Here is an 18,328-nt window from a genome sequence, read left to right as displayed (position 1 = left end):
AAAATAAGTACGACCACTTAGTAACAATCGACAATGACAATGATTTATTTTAGATAGATCTTAAATTCAAGATTAAAAATAGATATCGACAGCAGCTAAAATGTAAAATGCTAACATTGAACTTTTTTAACGGCTGTTTGAGCTTTTGACTTGTGATAACCAAAGAAACAAAGATTGTTTTTCAACACTTTTTTACAGATAGATTTCGTTAACAATACATCCCTGAGTCCAAATGGACAAAAGAAGGATAAAATCCATAGGCGTTTAGTCGCCGCCGGATGATGATATTTTACAAAATCGATGTAAGGCTTTTCTTTATTAAGATATTGTTCTTCTTCTTCGCTATTAAAATAAGCCCAATTAATATAACCTAATGGCTGATTATTTTTAATAACTAAAACATAATTCTTAGATTGGATGATAGGTAATAATATGCTTAAAGCCGAATCTAAAGCGACATTTTTATATTTAGGATTTTGATTCCATAACCAAATCATAGCCCCTAACACCTCGGCTTCATTACTTAAGGTATCTGGATATAAACTAGGTGCTATAACTCTAATAACGTCTTTTGCAACACTATTCATATAGCTTTACCATTGTTAACTTTTATTTACAATTGTATTACAGAATGATCAAAACTTCATTAAATAAATAATAATGATCATAATCAATAAGTTAAGTGGGTTCTTTCCATATTACTTTGGCTATAAGTAGTTAAAGTATTTAAAAAGCCAGTATTATGATCAAACATAACAGCTTCTCTTCTTTCAAATATTTTATTTATGAATAAAAATTCATTTTGTGCAACATTAGGCACAATTCGCTGGAAAACTCGCTTTGTTTATAATTATGAGTGAGCTATAAAATGCCAATTTAATTGGTGAAGAAAATCTTTATACAAAATGTAGGAATCAAAAATAAATGTTATAAGTTCCATTAGATTGATATAAAAAGAGGTGAAAATATTCACCTCTTATGGTTATCAACATTTGACTCGTTAAGATTATTTATTAACGTTTTGTTCTTGTGCTGATTGAATTGCAGTTAAGGCAATTGTATAGACGATATCATCAACTAACGCACCACGTGATAAATCATTCACAGGTTTACGCATGCCTTGTAACATTGGTCCAATAGACACAAGATCGGCAGAACGTTGTACCGCTTTATAAGTGGTATTACCAGTATTAAGATCAGGGAAAATAAACACTGTCGCTTTACCGGCAACTTGAGAGTTAGGCGCTTTAGATTTAGCCACATCAGGCATTACCGCTGCATCGTATTGTAAAGGTCCGTCGATCATTAAATCAGGACGTTTTTCTTGAGCAATTTTGGTCGCTTCTTTCACTTTTTCAACATCAGCACCTTGTCCGGAGCTACCTGTAGAATAAGAGATCATCGCAACACGTGGTTCGATGCCAAAGGCAATTGCAGTATCGGCTGATTGAATCGCAATTTCAGCAAGTTCTTGCGCATTTGGATCAGGATTAATCGCACAGTCACCATAAATATAAACTTGATCAGGCATTAACATAAAGAACACAGATGATACCAATGAACTACCCGGCGCTGTCTTGATTAATTGTAATGGCGGACGAATGGTATTAGCAGTAGTATGCACTGCACCAGAGACTAAACCATCAACTTCGTTAGCTTCCAGCATCATAGTACCAAGTACCACATTATCAGCGAGTTGCTCACGTGCGATAACTTCAGTCATACCTTTGTTTTTACGCAGTTCAACTAAACGTGGAACATATTTTTCACGAATAGTTTCCGGATCAACAATTTCAACACCTTCACCTAAAGTCACACCCTGTTGAGCGGCGACTTTACGAACTTCATCAGGATTACCAAGCAATACACATTTAGCAATATGACGCTCAGCACAAATTGCCGCTGCTTTAACAGTTCGTGGCTCATCACCTTCCGGTAAAACCACCACTTTTTTCGCATTACGTGCCAGTTCAGTTAATTGATAACGGAAAGCCGGAGGCGATAAACGACGTGCAGAATTTACCACTTCATTAAGTGATTTAATCCAATTTGTATCAATATGATCAGCAACAAAGTTTTGGGTATTTTCCATACGCTCTTTGTCATCAACCGGAATTTCTAAATTAAATTGTTGTAAATTGATTGATGTTTGGAAAGTATTGGTTTGGACAGTAAATACCGGCAATCCTGTATCAAATGCTGGTTGGCATAGCTTGTAGATTGTATCATCGATTTCATAGCCACCCGTTAATAATACACCACCAATAGCAACGCCATTCATTGCGGCTAAACAGATAGTCACCAATACATCTGAGCGGTCAGCAGAGGTAACTAACAGCGCATTTGGTTGTAAATGACTGATGATGTTAGGCACGCTACGTGAACAGAATGAAACATGTTTAATACGGCGGCTTTTAATGCCCCCTTCATTAATGATTTTAGCATCAAAGTGGTTAGCAATATCAATAGCACGGCAAGCGCTAAGATCGATATTCCACGGAATACAACCTAACACTGGCAGTGGGCTGTGTTCACTTAAATCTTTAATGGTAATTTTTTTATCATCAAATTTAGGGGTATGATAGATTTCGGCTACATCCGGACGAGCAAGGCTTTGCTCTTCAACCGGTGCATTGACTTTATTAACAATAACACCCACAATTTTTTCGTTTTTAATGCCACCAAAATTTGAACGAGCAATTTCAATGCGCTCTTTAAGTTGTTCAGGCGTATCTTTACCCATGTTAACAACAAAAATAATTTCAGCACCAAGGGTTTTAGCAATATTATTATTGAGTTCATTTGCGAAAGGATAATCGCTGGTTGGTACAATACCTTCAACTAAAACGACATCAGCGCCTTTCGTATTTTCAGCATATAAAGCGACAATTTCTTCCATAAGCACATCTTGTTGATTTAAACCTAACAAGTTTTCAACATGGCTCATTTTAAGCGGTTTTAATGCCGGAATTGATGTATTGTGGCTAACTAAAGTGGTGGTATTATCTGGCGCATCGCCACCTGCTCGTGGTTGAGCAACCGGTTTAAATACATTTAGGTTAATTCCTTGACGCTCCATAGCTCGAATAACACCCAGGCTCACACCTGTCAACCCAACGTTGGTTCCGGTCGGAATGAGCATAATAGTACGAGACATAATCGATTTCCTCTTAATTCTTTATTAAATATAAAAACAAACCGCCATGAAGGCGGTTTTATTTGTCTTTTAAGCAGTTAGACGCGCTGCATCTTGCGCAATGACTAATTCTTCATTAGTTGGAATTACCATTGCAATTGCTGAACCATCTTTAGTGATTGTACCACCTTTACCAAAACGTGCAGCTAAGTTGCGCTCTTGATCTAATTCAAATCCAAGAATAGATAATTTTTGAAGTGCCATACGACGAACTTCTTCAGCATTCTCACCGATACCACCGGTAAAGATAATTGCATCTAAACGACCGTCTAATAACATGGCATATCCACCAATGTATTTCACTAAGCGATGAACGAAAACATCTAAAGCATTTTTAGCATTTTCATCTGTGTCATAGTTATCAGTCACGTAGCGGCAATCACTGCTCACACCAGTTAAACCTAATAAACCTGATTTTTTGTTTAAAAGATTATTAATATCTGCAACAGACATATTTAAATTGTCATGTAAGAAGAACATGATAGCGGGATCGATATCACCACTACGAGTCCCCATAACTAACCCTTCTAATGGCGTTAGACCCATAGACGTTTCAACACATTTACCATTTTTAACCGCAGTAATAGATGCACCATTACCTAAGTGACAAGTAATCACATTAGTTTCATCAACAGGTTTATTTAATAATCTAGCAGCTTCACGGCTAACATAATAGTGGCTAGTACCATGTGCACCGTAACGACGTACACCGTGTTTAGTGTAAAGCTCGTTTGGAATCGCATATAAGTATGCTTCTTTCGGCATGGTTGTGTGGAATGCAGTATCAAACACAGCAACATTTTTATCTTTTAAATGAGGGAAAGCAGCAAACGCTTCACGGATACCAATTAAGTGCGCAGGGTTATGTAGTGGTGCAAAGGCAGAGGCTTCTTCAATACCTTTTAAAACAGAATCGTCAATCACAACAGATTGAGTGTATTTTTCACCACCATGTACAATTCGGTGACCAATAGATTTAATACTATCTAATAATTCTGGTTTTTGTGGGAAGATGCTATTAACAATAAACTTAATTGCTTCACTGTGTGCAGCACCTGCACCTAAAGAAGCTTCGTTCTTAACACCATCAAGTTTCCACTTAATACGAGCATCAGGAAGATTAAAACATTCAGCTAACCCAGATAAAAACTCATCACCATTTTCAGGGTTAATAATGGCAAATTTTAATGATGAACTTCCACAGTTAAGAACAAGAGCGTTATTACTTGATGACATAGTAATTCCTATATATTGAATAAAAAGATATATACCAATCAAAATTGGTAACTCAACACATGATTTAACAATCGATGCGATTTTATAAGGTGACTTCTGATATCTTGTGTTTTGAGATAGAATAAAGAGAGTCCCCAATTTGAATGGCACTATTTTAAGACAATAAAATACGAATGTCGAGGAATCCCCAACAGATGAATTTAATTAAAAATTTTAAGGCAGGTCAAAGATATATGGCGCTTTGTCCAATGGATAAAGCGCTTTCTTATTCTTTTCCTGAATTAAAAATCATAAACCACATAAAAACCGCAAAAAAATATTTACCGCCTATCATTGTTTTTATTGCTGTTTGGCAATATTTTATGCCGGCACAATTAGCCGTAACAGTGATAACTATTCTTTTTGCACTGAGTTTACCTATTCAAGGTATCTGTTGGTTGGGTAAACGATCGCAATCCCCGTTACCGCTCAATTTGGTGGACTGTTATAATCACATCAAAGCTCAGCTTATTGAAAAAAAAGTAATCGAAGAAAATAAAAACAACCGTGAAAAATTAACATTTGAATCTTTCATGAAGCTAATTAAACTATCAAAAACCCATTTTGGCAGCTATTTTGGTCAAGATGATGACAATAAGCTTGATATTTAAGATTAAAAAACAATGCAAAAATTTCTAGCCCAATTAGATGCGCAAATTACGGCTCTTGAACAACAGATCAAACTATCAGATCAACAACCTTTTCAAGAGCACTATTTTGATGAACAACTGTTTAATCAGCCTAAAATCGCCACTAACTGTGATTATTACTTAGAAAAAATTAAGCTAACCTATCAGGCATTGTGCGATAGTGTACATTCCAATAAGCTTGAACAGATGACCTTTTTATCTGACAAGCTGATCAATCAAATGACTGCGCTAACCCGAGAGTTAGCCACCCACCAATTACGCCAAAACAAGAGCGATACGGTGTTTCATGAAACACTTTATGAAAAACACTCAAGGCATCTTGATTACCTACGCCGATTACAAGAGATGAAGTATGAACTGGAACTATCAGCCGAATCTATTGACCATGTAAAAATCGCAACACTGGATAATCGTATTTATCGTTGCGAAAAAGCCATTGAGGCGATTGAGTTAGAAATGGAAAGCGCGGGTAATACCAAGTAATTACCACTTTATACTAATCAATTTATTTATCGAATTGCTAGCGTTTATATTCTGCTTATTACCAAAATGCATATTGATATAATTATTAATTAGTATCATCTTTTTGAGTTATATTTATAATACTAACGATAATTTGTGGTAATACTTTGGTGTTGTTCCGTTTAATGTTTTTTAATAAGGATTCTGATATGAGTAAAATATTTGATGATAATTCACAAACTATTGGCCACACGCCTTTGGTGCGATTAAAGCATTTTGGTCATGGTAACATTTTAGCCAAAGTGGAATCACGTAACCCGAGTTTCAGTGTTAAATGTCGAATTGCATCAAACATGATTTGGGATGCTGAAAAACGTGGCTTATTAACCCCCGATGTTGAATTAGTTGAACCAACCAGCGGTAATACCGGTATCGCTCTTGCAGCAGTAGCCGCTGCTCGTGGTTATAAATTAACCTTAACAATGCCAGAAAGTATGAGCATTGAACGCCGAAAATTGTTAAAAGCGTTAGGTGCTAATCTGGTATTAACCGAAGCTGCGAAAGGCATGAAAGGGGCAATTGAAAAAGCCGAAGAGATCGTTGCCAGCAATCCGCAACGCAATATTATGCTACAACAATTTAGCAATCCAGCTAATCCCGAAATCCACGAAAAAACCACCGGACCTGAAATTTGGTTAGACACTGACGGCCAAATAGATATTTTTATTGCCGGTGTAGGCACTGGCGGTACATTTACCGGGGTAAGCCGTTTTATTAAAAAAACTCAAGGAAAAAATATTACAGCCGTGGCTGTCGAGCCAACTAACTCCCCAGTTATTTCGCAAGCATTAGCGGGCGAGCCTATAAAACCGGGTCCACATAAAATCCAAGGTATTGGTGCCGGATTTATTCCGTCGAATCTCGATTTAAGCTTAGTTGATTTAGTCGAAAAAGTATCTAATGAAGAAGCCATTGATACAGCTCGTATCTTAATGGAAAAAGAAGGTATTTTAGCCGGCATCTCATCAGGGGCAGCCGTATTTGCCGCTGATAGACTAGCGAAGTTACCTGAAAATGCCAATAAAACCATTGTTGTGATTTTGCCTTCTTCCGGTGAACGCTATTTAAGTACTGACTTATTTAGTGGCATTTTTACTGAAAAAGAGCTAGGTTAATTATTATTCACCAAAAAAGCGCAATAAATCTATTATTGCGCTTTTTCGGTTTAATTAGTCTTTATAATGATTTGCTAACCTAATTTAAAAAATAATCAATTAGCTTTCATAAATAATGCCAAAATGCCGATAAGCGTGTGGTGTAGCAATTCGACCTCGTGGTGTTCTTTGAATATAGCCTTGTTGAATTAAAAACGGTTCAAGCACATCTTCGATCGTTTCCCGCTCTTCACCAATTGCCGCAGCAATATTATCCAAACCTACCGGGCCTCCCATGAATTTTTCAATAATGGCAAGTAAAAGTTTACGATCCATATAGTCAAATCCTTCATTATCAACATCAAGCATATCCAATGCTAAGGTTGCTATCTTTTCATCGATAATACCTTTTGATTTAACATCAGCGTAATCACGAACACGGCGTAATAAACGATTGGCAATACGAGGCGTACCTCGAGAGCGTTTAGCAATTAAGTGGGCACCTTCACTCGATAAGTCCATACCTAAAAATTTAGCACTGCGACCAACGATATACTCTAAATCTTCAACACGATAAAATTCAAGGCGCTGAACAATGCCAAAACGATCACGTAAAGGCGAAGTTAGCGATCCGGCTCGAGTCGTGGCACCAATTAACGTGAAAGGTGGCAGATCAATTTTAATCGAACGAGCCGCCGGCCCTTCACCTATCATGATATCTAGCTGGTAATCTTCCATTGCCGGATACAAAATCTCTTCAACAACAGGCGAAAGGCGGTGAATTTCATCAATAAAAAGGACATCATTCGGCTCTAAATTGGTCAGCATTGCCGCTAAATCACCGGCTTTTTCTAAGACAGGTCCGGAAGTGGTACGTAAATTAACCTTCATTTCATTGGCAACAATATTGGCTAACGTTGTTTTGCCCAGCCCCGGCGGGCCGAAGATCAGAACATGATCAAGCGCATCACAACGCTGCTTAGCCGCTTGTATAAAGATTTTCATTTGCTCACGAACTTGCGGTTGTCCGATATACTCGTCTAAATATTTTGGACGAATAGCACGATCTAACGATTCTTCTTCTTTCTGAGCTTGTGGAGCAATTAAACGATCTGCTTCGATCATAATTATTTCCTATCTATAATGCTGATTTTAAAGCTTCACGTATGAGCATTTCACAATCCATTTCCGGTTTGATCACTTTGCTAATAATACGGCTTGCTTCTTGAGGCTTATAACCGAGAGCGATAAGCGCGGAAATAGCCTCGCTTTCAATTTGATTTGCCGATTTTTTAACATCACCTTGCTCAATCACAGTTTTTAATGATGATAACCCTTCGCCAATATTTTTTACACGATCTTTCATTTCGACAATTAAGCGTTCTGCTGTTTTCGTCCCAACGCCAGGTAATTTGACTAAGGTTTTAATTTCACCTTGTTCGACCGCTGCAATAAATTGTGCTGCTGACATGCCGGATAAAATTGCTAAAGCTAATTTGGGACCAATACCATTGACTTTAATCAGTTCACGAAATAGCTCTCGTTCTTGTTCATGATTAAATCCATATAACAATTGCGCATCTTCTCGCACAACAAAATGGGTTAAAACAATCACTTCTTGCCCATTATCTGGTAACTCATAAAAACAGGTCATCGGCATAAAAACATTGTAACCGACACCACCAACATCGATTAACACTTTGGGTGGCTGTTTTTCAATTATGATCCCACGTAAACGACCTATCACAATTTATCCTTAATAATTTAGGGTTGAATAATATAAGCGATGTGACATTCGTTGCTAAATATGCTAAATGTTTTACGCATTTGCACTGCATATTTTTAAATGTTAATCACTTAATTTTAACCGTTGATGATTATCGATTAGTTTACCTGATAGAAAAAAATTAATAAAGATAAACTGTATAAATAGACAGGAAAACCCAAAACAATTTTGCCGACATAAGTCGGCAAAATAATATGGGATTAATAGGTTAATGCATTAATTAAAAAGGCATTTTAAAGCCCGGCGGTAATTGCATTCCACCAGTAACTTGCGCCATTCTCTCTTTTTGCGCTTCTTCTAAGCGACGGGTCGCATCATTAAAGGCCGCCGCAATCAAATCTTCTAACATCTCTTTATCATCTTCGGTAAGAAGTGAAGGATCGATTTCAACACGTTTACAGTTATGTGCACCATTAACAGTCACTTTAACAATGCCAGCACCGGACTCACCCGTCACTTCAAGTTTGGCAATCTCTTCCTGAGCTTGTTGCATTTTAGCTTGCATTTGTTGGGCTTGTTTCATTAAATTGCCCAAGCCACCTTTTCCACCTGAAAACATAATTATTCCTCGTTAATAACAGTTAGCCTTAGATTATACAGGACGAATACTCGCTTCATCAATCTTTGCTTCAAAACATTGACAAATCATCGCAACTTTTGGATCTTCGATGATAGTTTGCTTCGCTTGCGCTAATTTTTGTTGATACAACGCTTCACGCATTTCTAAAGGCGTTTTTATCGCTTGATTATCATCAATAATCACTTTGACTTTCAAATTTTGTTGACGTTTATCACTTAAAGCTTTTTCTAATTTCGCTGTATTTACTGATGTGTTAATGAGATGTTTAACCGAAGAGCGCATATGTAACACAACATTATCATCATCAAGTTGTTCAATATAAGAGTTGATAGCAATTTGTTTAATTAATGGCGCGATATCTAACTGCTCAATTTCGGCACACCATGCATCTTTTTGTGCCATTTCATCAATTAATTTTTTTATCATTTCGGGGGTTTTATCACCATTTAGCGATTCCCGAAATGATTTGGTATCAATAGCTAACTCATCTTTGGTTTCAACAAGCCCACAAGATTGCCATTGATAGTTTTCAGCGGTGATTTCTGGCTCATCATCATTTTCGATACTATCGCTTTGCCTATCAACATTGGCATTGGTTGATTGCTCGGATTGTGTTGCGGATGATGATACCTTTTTAATCAACCTGTTTTTTGGTTGATTAGTATCAACCAATTCAGACTTTTTTGGTGTTTGTTCCTCTTTTATTAATTTACTGCGCATCTCTAAAATATTTTTGGTAAGAGACGGTGCATCATCGGGAATCGATAGATCTGCTGTCATAACATTTTGCATAGGCTCTACATTATTATTTGCTACACCAGACTGAGCCTGAGATAACGCCTCGTTTGTTGTTGCCGGTTTTGCAGAAGCGGGCGTTGGTGCTATAGGCGCAGCTAATTTGGCTTTAACCTCGCTATCGATTTTAGGTTGAACGTGCACAGGCTGATCCTGCTTTGCTGGCGCAACTTGCGGCTGATTAAAGTTAGCGTTATTGGTTGCCGCTGGTGTAGCACCAACCGCTTTTGGCATAAAAGCTAACGCGCGCAAAAAGCTCATCTCAGCACCAATTTTTTTATCGGGCGCATAAGCAAGCTCTTTTCGACCCATTAATAAAATTTGATAAAACAGCTGTACATCATTAGGTGCCATATACTGAGCTAAAAATCGTATTCGCTCCTCATTATCGGTATATTCGCCTAATGCTGTTGGCACTATTTGCAGGAGCGCAACTTGATGTAATAAGGCGATACTTTCTGCTAACAAATTATCCCAATCTGCACCTTGCATAGCCGCAGATTCAATTTGTTGCATCATCGCATTGCCGTCACCATGATAAAGCGCTTCAATTAGCGAAAATGGGATAGATTTATCCAATGTGCCTAACATTGCCGCAACCGAATCAGCATCAACCTGACCATTACCTAAAGCGATTGCTTGGTCGGTTAAACTTAACGCATCACGCATACTGCCATTAGCCGCCTTAGCCAATAGCTGTAACGCTTTCGGTTCACTATCAATTTTTTCTAATTGCAAGATATGCGCTAATTGCTGGGCAATAAGAGAAGTATCCAGCATATTTAAATGTAAATGCAAACACCGAGACAGTATGGTGATCGGCAGTTTTTGCGGATCGGTTGTTGCCAATAGGAATTTAACGTGTTCAGGCGGCTCTTCAAGTGTTTTTAACAGTGCGTTAAAACTACTTCGAGAAAGCATATGTACTTCATCGATAAGATAAACTTTGAAACGGCCTTTGGTTGGCAGATATTGAATGTTATCTAAGATTTCACGAGTATCTTCAACCTTTGTTCTTGATGCGGCATCAATTTCAAGTAAATCAACAAATCGACCCTGTTCAATATCACGACAGTTATCACAAACACCACAAGGGGTTGCAGTGATACCTTTTTCACAATTTAATCCTTTAGCTAATAATCGTGCAATTGACGTTTTACCCACGCCTCGTGTGCCGGAAAATAGATAAGCATGATGAACTCGTCCTAACGAAAGGGCATTTGATAAAATTTTAAGAACATGTTGCTGTCCTACCACTTCAGTAAATGATTTTGGTCGCCATTTGCGCGCCAGAACTTGATAACTCATGATCACCATTATATATTGCCAATAAATTTGCGCTAATAATAACATAAAGAGTTAAATTAGTCTTTAATTTGCCGATTAAGTGGGCTGTAGATCTGATAATTTTTATACTGAAACGTAGGGTATTTCTGAAACTTCTTGACAAGGATTTTACCCTTTGATACTTAAATCAAATAGGGTTTTATAGCTTAATAAATTTTTAAATTTTGTTAACACTACCGCTAAACAGATTTATTTTTTTATCCAGATAAACTCATATGGCTCAAAAGTTAAATGACGATATTTCAATCATGCTTTGACTAGTCACGACTGTCATTATTGCGCCAAATAACCGATTAAAACCTTTCTGATGTAAAAACCATAACGATAAAATTGCTACGCAATAACTGGCGTTTTCTATTTTCAGCCTAAAAGAATTAACCTTTATATAGACAATCCAACCACCAATAAATGGTTGGATTGTTTATGATTAGTTTTGATTGAGGTATGCCCATGCATATTGTGCATAAAACTCTGCACCAATTGCCAAACCGTCCTCATCAACATTAAAACAACCATGATGATGTGGCCACTGGGTATCTTTATCCGGATTACCTGAGCCAACTAAGGCAAATGCTCCCGGAATATTTTCAGTGTAGTAACTGAAATCTTCACCGCCGGTTGTAGGCGGCTCAAAATAAAGCGCCTCTTCACCAAATGACTCTACGATAACTTTTTGCGCTAGCAAAGCGCTCTCTTTATCGTTAATAACCGGCAAAGTGCCATAAATATATTCCACTTCGGCCGTTGCTCGATACATGGCAGCAACTTGATTAGCATAACGTCGAATAGCTGCTTCGATTTTGTCACGAACGGCAACATTAAAGCAACGAACTGTCCCTTCTAACACCGCATTTTCAGCAATAACGTTAAAACGAGTACCCACCTCCATTCGGCCAATTGTTACCACCGCAGGTTCAAGTGGTGAAATTTCACGTGATACAATCGATTGTACATTCATCACAAAAGCGGATGCCACCATAACAGCATCAACCGTATCATGCGGCATTGAACCATGACCACCTTTACCCTTGAATCGCACCGTTAATAAATCTGCTGAAGCAAAACTTGAACCAACCACGCAAGACACTTTACCAACTGGTGTTTGTGACCAAATGTGCATACCAAAAGCACTATCCACACTCTCAAGGACACCTTGTTTTATCATCTCTTTTGCGCCTTGTGCAACCTCTTCAGCGGGCTGGAAAACCAATCTGACATGACCTTTTAACTGATCACGTATGGCATAAAGGGCTTTTGCCGCAGTGAGCAACATGGCGGCATGGGTATCGTGTCCACATGCATGCATTTTGCCGGCAATGGTTGATTGATAATCGATATTTTGACTTAATTCTTGCACCGGTAGCGCATCAATATCCGCGCGAAGCAAGATCCTTTTCCCTGGTTTTCCACCTTGAATTTCTGCAATAATACCGGTTGGCTCTGTACGACGATAAGGGATGCCTATTTTATCCAGCTCTTCAGCAATTTTATCAGTAGTTCTAAACTCTTCCCATGGCAATTCGGGATGACGATGCAAATCACGACGAAAGGCGATCATCTCAGCAATGTTTTGCTTAACTAATGTTTTTATATTTTGATTTATCATAGTACGACCTTTAATATTCCAATTTTTATCCGATCACCACAATTTAAGAGCGGATAATTTAAATGATACAGACAGCGTTTAAATCCATTAGCATCTGCATTTATAAGCGTATCGAAGACGTCATCTTCTACTATAAATCTAAAAAGATGACATCAAATAACGATGCAACTTTAAGCTTTCACAATCATATTGACCATAATGCCTGCTAAAACCACTGATACAATTGTCACCGAGATAAACCCGCCGATTAACATTGGTGGTAACATATGGCTGGTTAAAATCTCTTTTTCTTTTTGGTTTTTACACAGATTATTAATGACTTCGTTAGTAATAATATAGTCAGCAGGAAAACCATATAATGCAGTAAGCGCTATAGAAAATGCCATTGCTCGACTTACATTTAAAATCTTACCTACTACAACTGAGAAAATGAACATGCCTACCACCGCAGCAAGAATGAAAACCACTAACGGCGTAATAAGGCGAACAAGCATTTCGGGCGTTGCGCGGCTCAATGTATCAAAAATAAATAACATCAACCCCATTACTGCCAATCCAAAACCACCAGCTTTTTTTAATGGATGACGTTCTAAAAAACCAATTGAAGAGGCAATGACGCCAAATAATAAACACAACACAAACGGGCTTACACTGACCCATGGTTTTAAAATTTCAGCAACAAAATAAGCTAAGAACCCGACAATAGCTATCCGTAAAAAGATAAAATAAGATGAGTTATAACTGGCAGGAATTTTGCCAAATAATTTTGGCATCGGGTTTTCATCTAATGAATTGGCTTCTTCTTTTTCGACAGGGGATTTGGGATCGTTATTTGAATTCCATTTTCCAGCGTGATAGAGTTCCAGTACTCTGCGTCCCTCTTTTTTAAGCATGATAGATGTCAACGGATAACCGACAAAGCCCTGCATGACGTAAATAATAATGGCAAAAACGGCAAGATCTGCCAATCCGGCATCTGTTGCACCTTGCGCCATTATAATGGCTGAAACAATCCCACCAACTAACGGCGGAATAGCCACAACGACCGTATTAAAATCAAAGAACAGATAACCAACTATAATGGCAACAATAATGATTCCGGCAATACCGGCTAACGAGATTAATATGGTTTTCCATTGTAACAATAACTCTTTGACTGATAATAGCGTTCCCATATTAACGATGAGCAGGTACATAAACATGACAGCAACAACTGGCGGTATACCCGCCCGGGCTACAATATCTTTTGGAAAGAATGTCCAGTAACCTATTAAAAATAAGACTGCACAAATGAAGACAGAAGGAATCCAAGCTTTAGTGCGTGTTGAAACCACATCGCCCAGATATAAAATGATAAGTAACAAGACCAGTGCCAGCATCTGTGGCATGTCAATCATCGGTGACATAAAAACTCCATTTTACTTTAAAGATTATTTCACTATCAAATAAAGCTAATCAATTAGACCAAAAAATGTATTATATTTTAAATTTTTTACATTGTTAGCTATTTTTTATTATAAATTCCTTAATTTCATCTAAAAAAAGATTGCCATATTTTTCCAGTTTGATATTACCCACACCGGTGACATTGATCAGTTGCTTTTTACTTTCAGGTTTGGTTTGAACCATTTCCAGCAAGGTAGCATCACTAAACACAATATAGGGTGGAATATCTTCAGCATCGGCAATGCTTTTACGCAATCGTTTGAGATTATTAAATAATATCCTCTCTTCATAAGACAAAATTGTCGATAAATTAATTGATCTTGCATAGCGATTCAAACGGCTCTTTTTAACAATTTCTAATCGAGGTTTTGCTAACGACAAGGCGACTTCACCTCGCAGGATTGGGCGTGCTTTTTCGGTAAGTTGAAGAGTGATATAGGTTGAGACATTTTGTTGCAAATACCCCAAATGAATCAGTTGCCGAATAACACTTAACCAATACTCTGCCGGATGAGTTTTACCAATACCATAAACCGACAATTTTTCATGACCATTTTCTAAGATTGCTGAGCGTTTTGAACCACGCAAAATATCTACAATATATTGAGCGCCAAATCGTTGCTCTACACGGTAAACACACGATAATACTTTTTGTGCATCAACCAGCCCATTATAAATTTCAGGCGGATAAAGGCACATATCACAGTTATTACAAGGCTCACTGCGATTTTCGCCAAAATAGTTAAGCAACACAATTCGCCGACAAGTCAAACTTTGAGCAAAAGATTCCATAGCACTAATTTTATGCAGTTCAACGTCTTTATGTTGCCCATCCATTTTCTCGTTTGTTTGACGATAATACCAATTGAGATCATTATTATTAAAAATTAAAAGCGCTTCAGCCGGTACCCCATCACGCCCTGCTCGGCCGGTTTCTTGATAGTAATTTTCAATAGTTCGAGGGCAATCAGCATGCACCACAAATCGGACATTGGGTTTATTAATTCCCATACCAAAAGCTACGGTAGCCACAATAATTTGTACATCATCTTTTATAAATTTTTCTTGAGCATTTTGCCGTTCATGATTGGTTAATCCGGCGTGATAAGCGATAGCCGAAAATCCTTTGGCGATAAGTCTTGTTGTCATATCTTCAACTCGAGATCGACTCGAGCAGTAAATAATGCCACTATTACCGTTTTGCGTTTCAATAAACGAGACAAGTTGTTTGGTCAAATTAAATTTCTCAACCACAGTATAACGAATATTAGGTCTATCAAAACTACGCACCACAACCAAAGGATCAACTAAATTAAGTTGATGAATAATATCTGTTTGGGTCATTTTGTCGGCAGTCGCGGTTAATGCAATAATCGGCACTTGCGGAAAACGATTGGATAAATGGTGTAACTGCCGATAATCTGGCCTGAAATCATGCCCCCACTGTGAAATACAATGCGCTTCATCAATTGCGATTAATGATGGCGGGTGGGTATCAATCAAAGAAGAAAAGGAGGATAACGCTAAACGTTCCGGCGAAATATAAAGCAGTTTGATACTGTTATTAAGATATTTTTCAATAACCTGTTTTTGCTCGACATTAGATTGACTGGCATTGAGAAATGCGGCCGAAATGCCATTAGCTAATAATTGATCGACTTGATCTTTCATTAAAGAGATCAGCGGTGAAATGACTAATGCAGTACCAGGCAACAAAACAGCAGGAATTTGATAACATAACGATTTACCCCCGCCGGTAGGAATAATAGTCAATATATCTCGACCGTCAATAATCGACTCGATGATCTCTTTTTGTTGATTTCTAAATGATTTATAACCGAATGTATTGTGTAAAACATCTTCAATCTGATCTTTTATTGACATACTAACCTAAATAACGCATAAATTGATGCAGCGAGTATAGCCAATTTAAGCATAACAAACTACCGCCAACTTATATTTATTCCTTTATTCATTCCAAAATTGAAAAATAATACTGAAAAATTTTCTGCAACCACCAAAAATAATCGACAATATTAAGATTTAATCTTAAAGTTAACCGTAAAATGCTTATTTTAAATACAATTTTATTCAACAGACTAAAAATTCAACTATTTTTCAATTTTTTTACTTGCTACAAATCCAATTGCCAGCTAATATTTGCGTGTTTCAAATATACGCCCGTAGCTCAGTTGGTTAGAGCATCACCTTGACATGGTGGGGGTCAGTGGTTCGAGTCCACCCGGGCGTACCATTCTAAAGCCTTATACGAAAAGGCCTCGAAAGAATTAATCTTTTCCTCAATTTTATTAAAGGGGTAAAACTGAGGTAAAACCCACACCATTTTTAGCAAATTTTTGCGACCCACTAATTCATAATTTCACATCATTGCTTCACACTTTAGAAGATTAATTTATTATGAATAAAATACAAAACGACTTTAGGCGCCTTGATTCTTAGTAAAACAATAAAAAGCCCAACTTTAGTTCAGGCTCATTTTTATTTTAATTAAATATGCTTCTCAATTTATTTCATTGTTTTTGGCAATTACTATTATCCACATGAATGATTAGAGGCTCTCCATTATCAATAGAATATACATAAGATGCCCCATTTGAGAATATAAATTTTATACGTTGCAGTACTTTATTGTCAGACTTATCAATATTACAGTATTTATCTACCGCAAATACGGTTAAAAAAGCTTTTAATGTTTCATCATTAGAGTCTTTTATTGAAGTATTTTTTATGGTTAATTTAAAGAACAATTCATTATTATTTTTATAAACATCTTGCAATACTGTGTATTCATCTAAATCTTTAGGAGTCTGTTTTTTAAAGCCTTCTATAATTTTATCCTGCAATGTATGCAAATTATCTTGAAATTTTTTTCTATCAACTTTATGACTAAAAGGGTTTACTGTGTTAAATTCACAAAAAGGCAGAGTATCCTTACCGGTAGTGTTTAAGAAATTGATTTCTAATTTATTGCAATCGATATCTCTCAATAAAGTATTTACGGGGAATAAAGTTAAATGCATAAAGCTTCATGCTGTCGATATAGAATTGATTGAGTAAGCAAGTCCCAGACTTTTATATCGCAAAGTCTAAAGTTGTCATTAATGCAGTTAAGTCCAATTAAAACAACAGGCCAAATTAACTAAAGCGAAATAATAGCATAGCAAATTTACCACATAACTCCCTTACACCATCTCTCTGTTTTTGTAGGAGTAATTAACTCAAAGTTATTTCTGCGCATACATTGTTCAAAATGATACTTATTAAAAAATTCGAAGAAAAGAGTATCGGGACCTATTCCTTGATAATGATAAAATGTGTTATTTTGGGGTATAAAACGAGCACATGCTTTATGAAGTATATCTGCATTAAGCGGTTTATTTTCGATATTTTCGCCTAAGAGCCGGAGAAAAATTTGGTCCGTTGTTCCTATCAAATTTTTAGGTCTTGATCTAAAACGGTTTTCAAGATAATTGTGCTGAATCGCAATTGCATTAGGTAAATTTTCCTGAGATATATGCCCACTTGAACACAACTCGGTAAAGATATTAACCATAATTAGTCTTGTATTTTCTGTTTCTTGATTACATTTTTCAAGATCACTTTTTGAAGCTTTTGCTCTATTCTTTACAACTGATCGCCAATATTTTTTATCATAATCTGGAAATTCACTGTCAGTATAGCCAAACAAACATAAATCGCCTCTACTTGAACAGGAGTTCACGCTAATAACCATCAGCGTTAAAATAAAAATTCTTATTAATTTAGCCATTAATTATTTCCTAAATAATTCATGTAAAATAGATTTTATATTAATATTCTCATTTAGGACAATACTTTATCAGCAAAGGTTTAAGTTTTTAGATAAATATTATCTATATATCAACAATATTTTAAAGGTTTATACTAAAAATCACATTGAATGAGTAGAAGTTCCGCACGCTCAAATCGTAATTTAGGTGGGGTAAAACTCTACCTAAGTTATTGATATCTTTAATATCTTTTTTAACTCA

The 18,328-nt window shown here is 36.8% G+C and carries 15 protein-coding genes and 1 tRNA gene; 4 read left to right on the top strand and 12 right to left on the bottom strand.

Annotated elements, in window-relative coordinates; translation table 11 throughout:
* Positions 1-110: 110 nt before the first annotated feature.
* From J3U37_RS07235 to J3U37_RS07225, 3 genes are all read right to left on the bottom strand, one after another.
* Positions 111-587 (bottom strand): toxin-activating lysine-acyltransferase, encoded by a 477-nt coding sequence (locus tag J3U37_RS07235; protein WP_267374040.1) that lies wholly within the window; start codon positions 585-587, stop codon positions 111-113.
* Between the two features lie 419 nt (positions 588-1,006).
* On the bottom strand, positions 1,007-3,157 hold the full coding sequence (gene pta, locus J3U37_RS07230; protein WP_220217456.1) for a phosphate acetyltransferase: 2,151 nt from the start codon (positions 3,155-3,157) through the stop codon (positions 1,007-1,009).
* A gap of 69 nt (positions 3,158-3,226) precedes the next feature.
* Positions 3,227-4,432: an acetate kinase gene (locus tag J3U37_RS07225; RefSeq protein ID WP_220217457.1), complete on the bottom strand. Its 1,206-nt coding sequence runs from the start codon at positions 4,430-4,432 to the stop codon at positions 3,227-3,229.
* 194 nt (positions 4,433-4,626) lie between these two features.
* On the opposite strand from J3U37_RS07225, the gene yfbV reads away from it, so the two are divergent.
* From yfbV to cysK, 3 genes are all read left to right on the top strand, one after another.
* Entirely contained in the window at positions 4,627-5,082 is a 456-nt protein-coding gene (yfbV, locus tag J3U37_RS07220) for a terminus macrodomain insulation protein YfbV (protein WP_267374037.1), read from the top strand.
* Positions 5,083-5,094: 12 nt separating this feature from the next.
* Positions 5,095-5,604 carry a primosomal replication protein PriC gene (priC, locus tag J3U37_RS07215; RefSeq protein ID WP_267374035.1) on the top strand — a complete coding sequence of 170 codons (510 nt, stop codon included), beginning with the start codon at positions 5,095-5,097 and terminating at the stop codon, positions 5,602-5,604.
* A gap of 188 nt (positions 5,605-5,792) precedes the next feature.
* Entirely contained in the window at positions 5,793-6,758 is a 966-nt protein-coding gene (gene cysK, locus J3U37_RS07210; RefSeq protein ID WP_220217460.1) for a cysteine synthase A, read from the top strand.
* A gap of 99 nt (positions 6,759-6,857) precedes the next feature.
* Here the strand turns inward: cysK and ruvB are convergent, their stop codons facing one another.
* From ruvB to recQ, 7 genes are all read right to left on the bottom strand, one after another.
* Positions 6,858-7,862: a Holliday junction branch migration DNA helicase RuvB gene (gene ruvB, locus J3U37_RS07205; RefSeq protein WP_267374032.1), complete on the bottom strand. Its 1,005-nt coding sequence runs from the start codon at positions 7,860-7,862 to the stop codon at positions 6,858-6,860.
* Positions 7,863-7,875: 13 nt separating this feature from the next.
* Positions 7,876-8,484 carry a Holliday junction branch migration protein RuvA gene (gene ruvA, locus J3U37_RS07200; RefSeq protein ID WP_220217462.1) on the bottom strand — a complete coding sequence of 203 codons (609 nt, stop codon included), beginning with the start codon at positions 8,482-8,484 and terminating at the stop codon, positions 7,876-7,878.
* 259 nt (positions 8,485-8,743) lie between these two features.
* On the bottom strand, positions 8,744-9,082 hold the full coding sequence (locus J3U37_RS07195) for a YbaB/EbfC family nucleoid-associated protein (protein ID WP_220217463.1): 339 nt from the start codon (positions 9,080-9,082) through the stop codon (positions 8,744-8,746).
* 33 nt (positions 9,083-9,115) lie between these two features.
* Positions 9,116-11,206 carry a DNA polymerase III subunit gamma/tau gene (gene dnaX, locus J3U37_RS07190; protein WP_267374030.1) on the bottom strand — a complete coding sequence of 697 codons (2,091 nt, stop codon included), beginning with the start codon at positions 11,204-11,206 and terminating at the stop codon, positions 9,116-9,118.
* Between the two features lie 466 nt (positions 11,207-11,672).
* Positions 11,673-12,848 (bottom strand): M20 family metallopeptidase, encoded by a 1,176-nt coding sequence (locus J3U37_RS07185; RefSeq protein ID WP_366518677.1) that lies wholly within the window; start codon positions 12,846-12,848, stop codon positions 11,673-11,675.
* A 173-nt stretch (positions 12,849-13,021) separates the two neighbouring features.
* Positions 13,022-14,239, bottom strand: coding sequence for a hypothetical protein (locus J3U37_RS07180; RefSeq protein ID WP_366518675.1), 1,218 nt, complete (start codon positions 14,237-14,239; stop codon positions 13,022-13,024).
* 112 nt (positions 14,240-14,351) lie between these two features.
* Positions 14,352-16,181, bottom strand: coding sequence for a DNA helicase RecQ (gene recQ, locus J3U37_RS07175; RefSeq protein ID WP_267374028.1), 1,830 nt, complete (start codon positions 16,179-16,181; stop codon positions 14,352-14,354).
* A gap of 293 nt (positions 16,182-16,474) precedes the next feature.
* On the opposite strand from recQ, the gene J3U37_RS07170 reads away from it, so the two are divergent.
* Positions 16,475-16,551, top strand: a tRNA-Val gene (locus J3U37_RS07170).
* Between the two features lie 277 nt (positions 16,552-16,828).
* Here the strand turns inward: J3U37_RS07170 and J3U37_RS07165 are convergent.
* Entirely contained in the window at positions 16,829-17,338 is a 510-nt protein-coding gene (locus tag J3U37_RS07165; protein ID WP_220217468.1) for a hypothetical protein, read from the bottom strand.
* A gap of 146 nt (positions 17,339-17,484) precedes the next feature.
* Positions 17,485-18,087, bottom strand: coding sequence for a hypothetical protein (locus J3U37_RS07160; RefSeq protein WP_267374026.1), 603 nt, complete (start codon positions 18,085-18,087; stop codon positions 17,485-17,487).
* Positions 18,088-18,328 lie beyond the last annotated feature (241 nt).

The sequence above is a fragment of the Gilliamella sp. B3172 genome, assembly GCF_026536465.1.
Taxonomy (GTDB): Bacteria; Pseudomonadota; Gammaproteobacteria; order Enterobacterales; family Orbaceae; genus Gilliamella.
This window is presented reverse-complemented; position numbering and strand designations above follow the sequence as displayed.

What these genes read in the sequence shown, in the direction of transcription:
- dnaX (WP_267374030.1), bottom strand. Translation starts at nt 11,206, where the DNA reads ATGAGTTATCAAGTTCTGGCGCGCAAATGGCGACCAAAATCATTTACT.
- J3U37_RS07180 (WP_366518675.1), bottom strand. Translation starts at nt 14,239, where the DNA reads ATGCCACAGATGCTGGCACTGGTCTTGTTACTTATCATTTTATATCTG.
- yfbV (WP_267374037.1), top strand. Translation starts at nt 4,627, where the DNA reads ATGAATTTAATTAAAAATTTTAAGGCAGGTCAAAGATATATGGCGCTT.
- J3U37_RS07235 (WP_267374040.1), bottom strand. Translation starts at nt 587, where the DNA reads ATGAATAGTGTTGCAAAAGACGTTATTAGAGTTATAGCACCTAGTTTA.
- pta (WP_220217456.1), bottom strand. Translation starts at nt 3,157, where the DNA reads ATGTCTCGTACTATTATGCTCATTCCGACCGGAACCAACGTTGGGTTG.
- J3U37_RS07160 (WP_267374026.1), bottom strand. Translation starts at nt 18,087, where the DNA reads ATGGCTAAATTAATAAGAATTTTTATTTTAACGCTGATGGTTATTAGC.
- J3U37_RS07165 (WP_220217468.1), bottom strand. Translation starts at nt 17,338, where the DNA reads ATGCATTTAACTTTATTCCCCGTAAATACTTTATTGAGAGATATCGAT.
- ruvB (WP_267374032.1), bottom strand. Translation starts at nt 7,862, where the DNA reads ATGATCGAAGCAGATCGTTTAATTGCTCCACAAGCTCAGAAAGAAGAA.
- cysK (WP_220217460.1), top strand. Translation starts at nt 5,793, where the DNA reads ATGAGTAAAATATTTGATGATAATTCACAAACTATTGGCCACACGCCT.
- priC (WP_267374035.1), top strand. Translation starts at nt 5,095, where the DNA reads ATGCAAAAATTTCTAGCCCAATTAGATGCGCAAATTACGGCTCTTGAA.
- J3U37_RS07225 (WP_220217457.1), bottom strand. Translation starts at nt 4,432, where the DNA reads ATGTCATCAAGTAATAACGCTCTTGTTCTTAACTGTGGAAGTTCATCA.
- J3U37_RS07195 (WP_220217463.1), bottom strand. Translation starts at nt 9,082, where the DNA reads ATGTTTTCAGGTGGAAAAGGTGGCTTGGGCAATTTAATGAAACAAGCC.
- recQ (WP_267374028.1), bottom strand. Translation starts at nt 16,181, where the DNA reads ATGTCAATAAAAGATCAGATTGAAGATGTTTTACACAATACATTCGGT.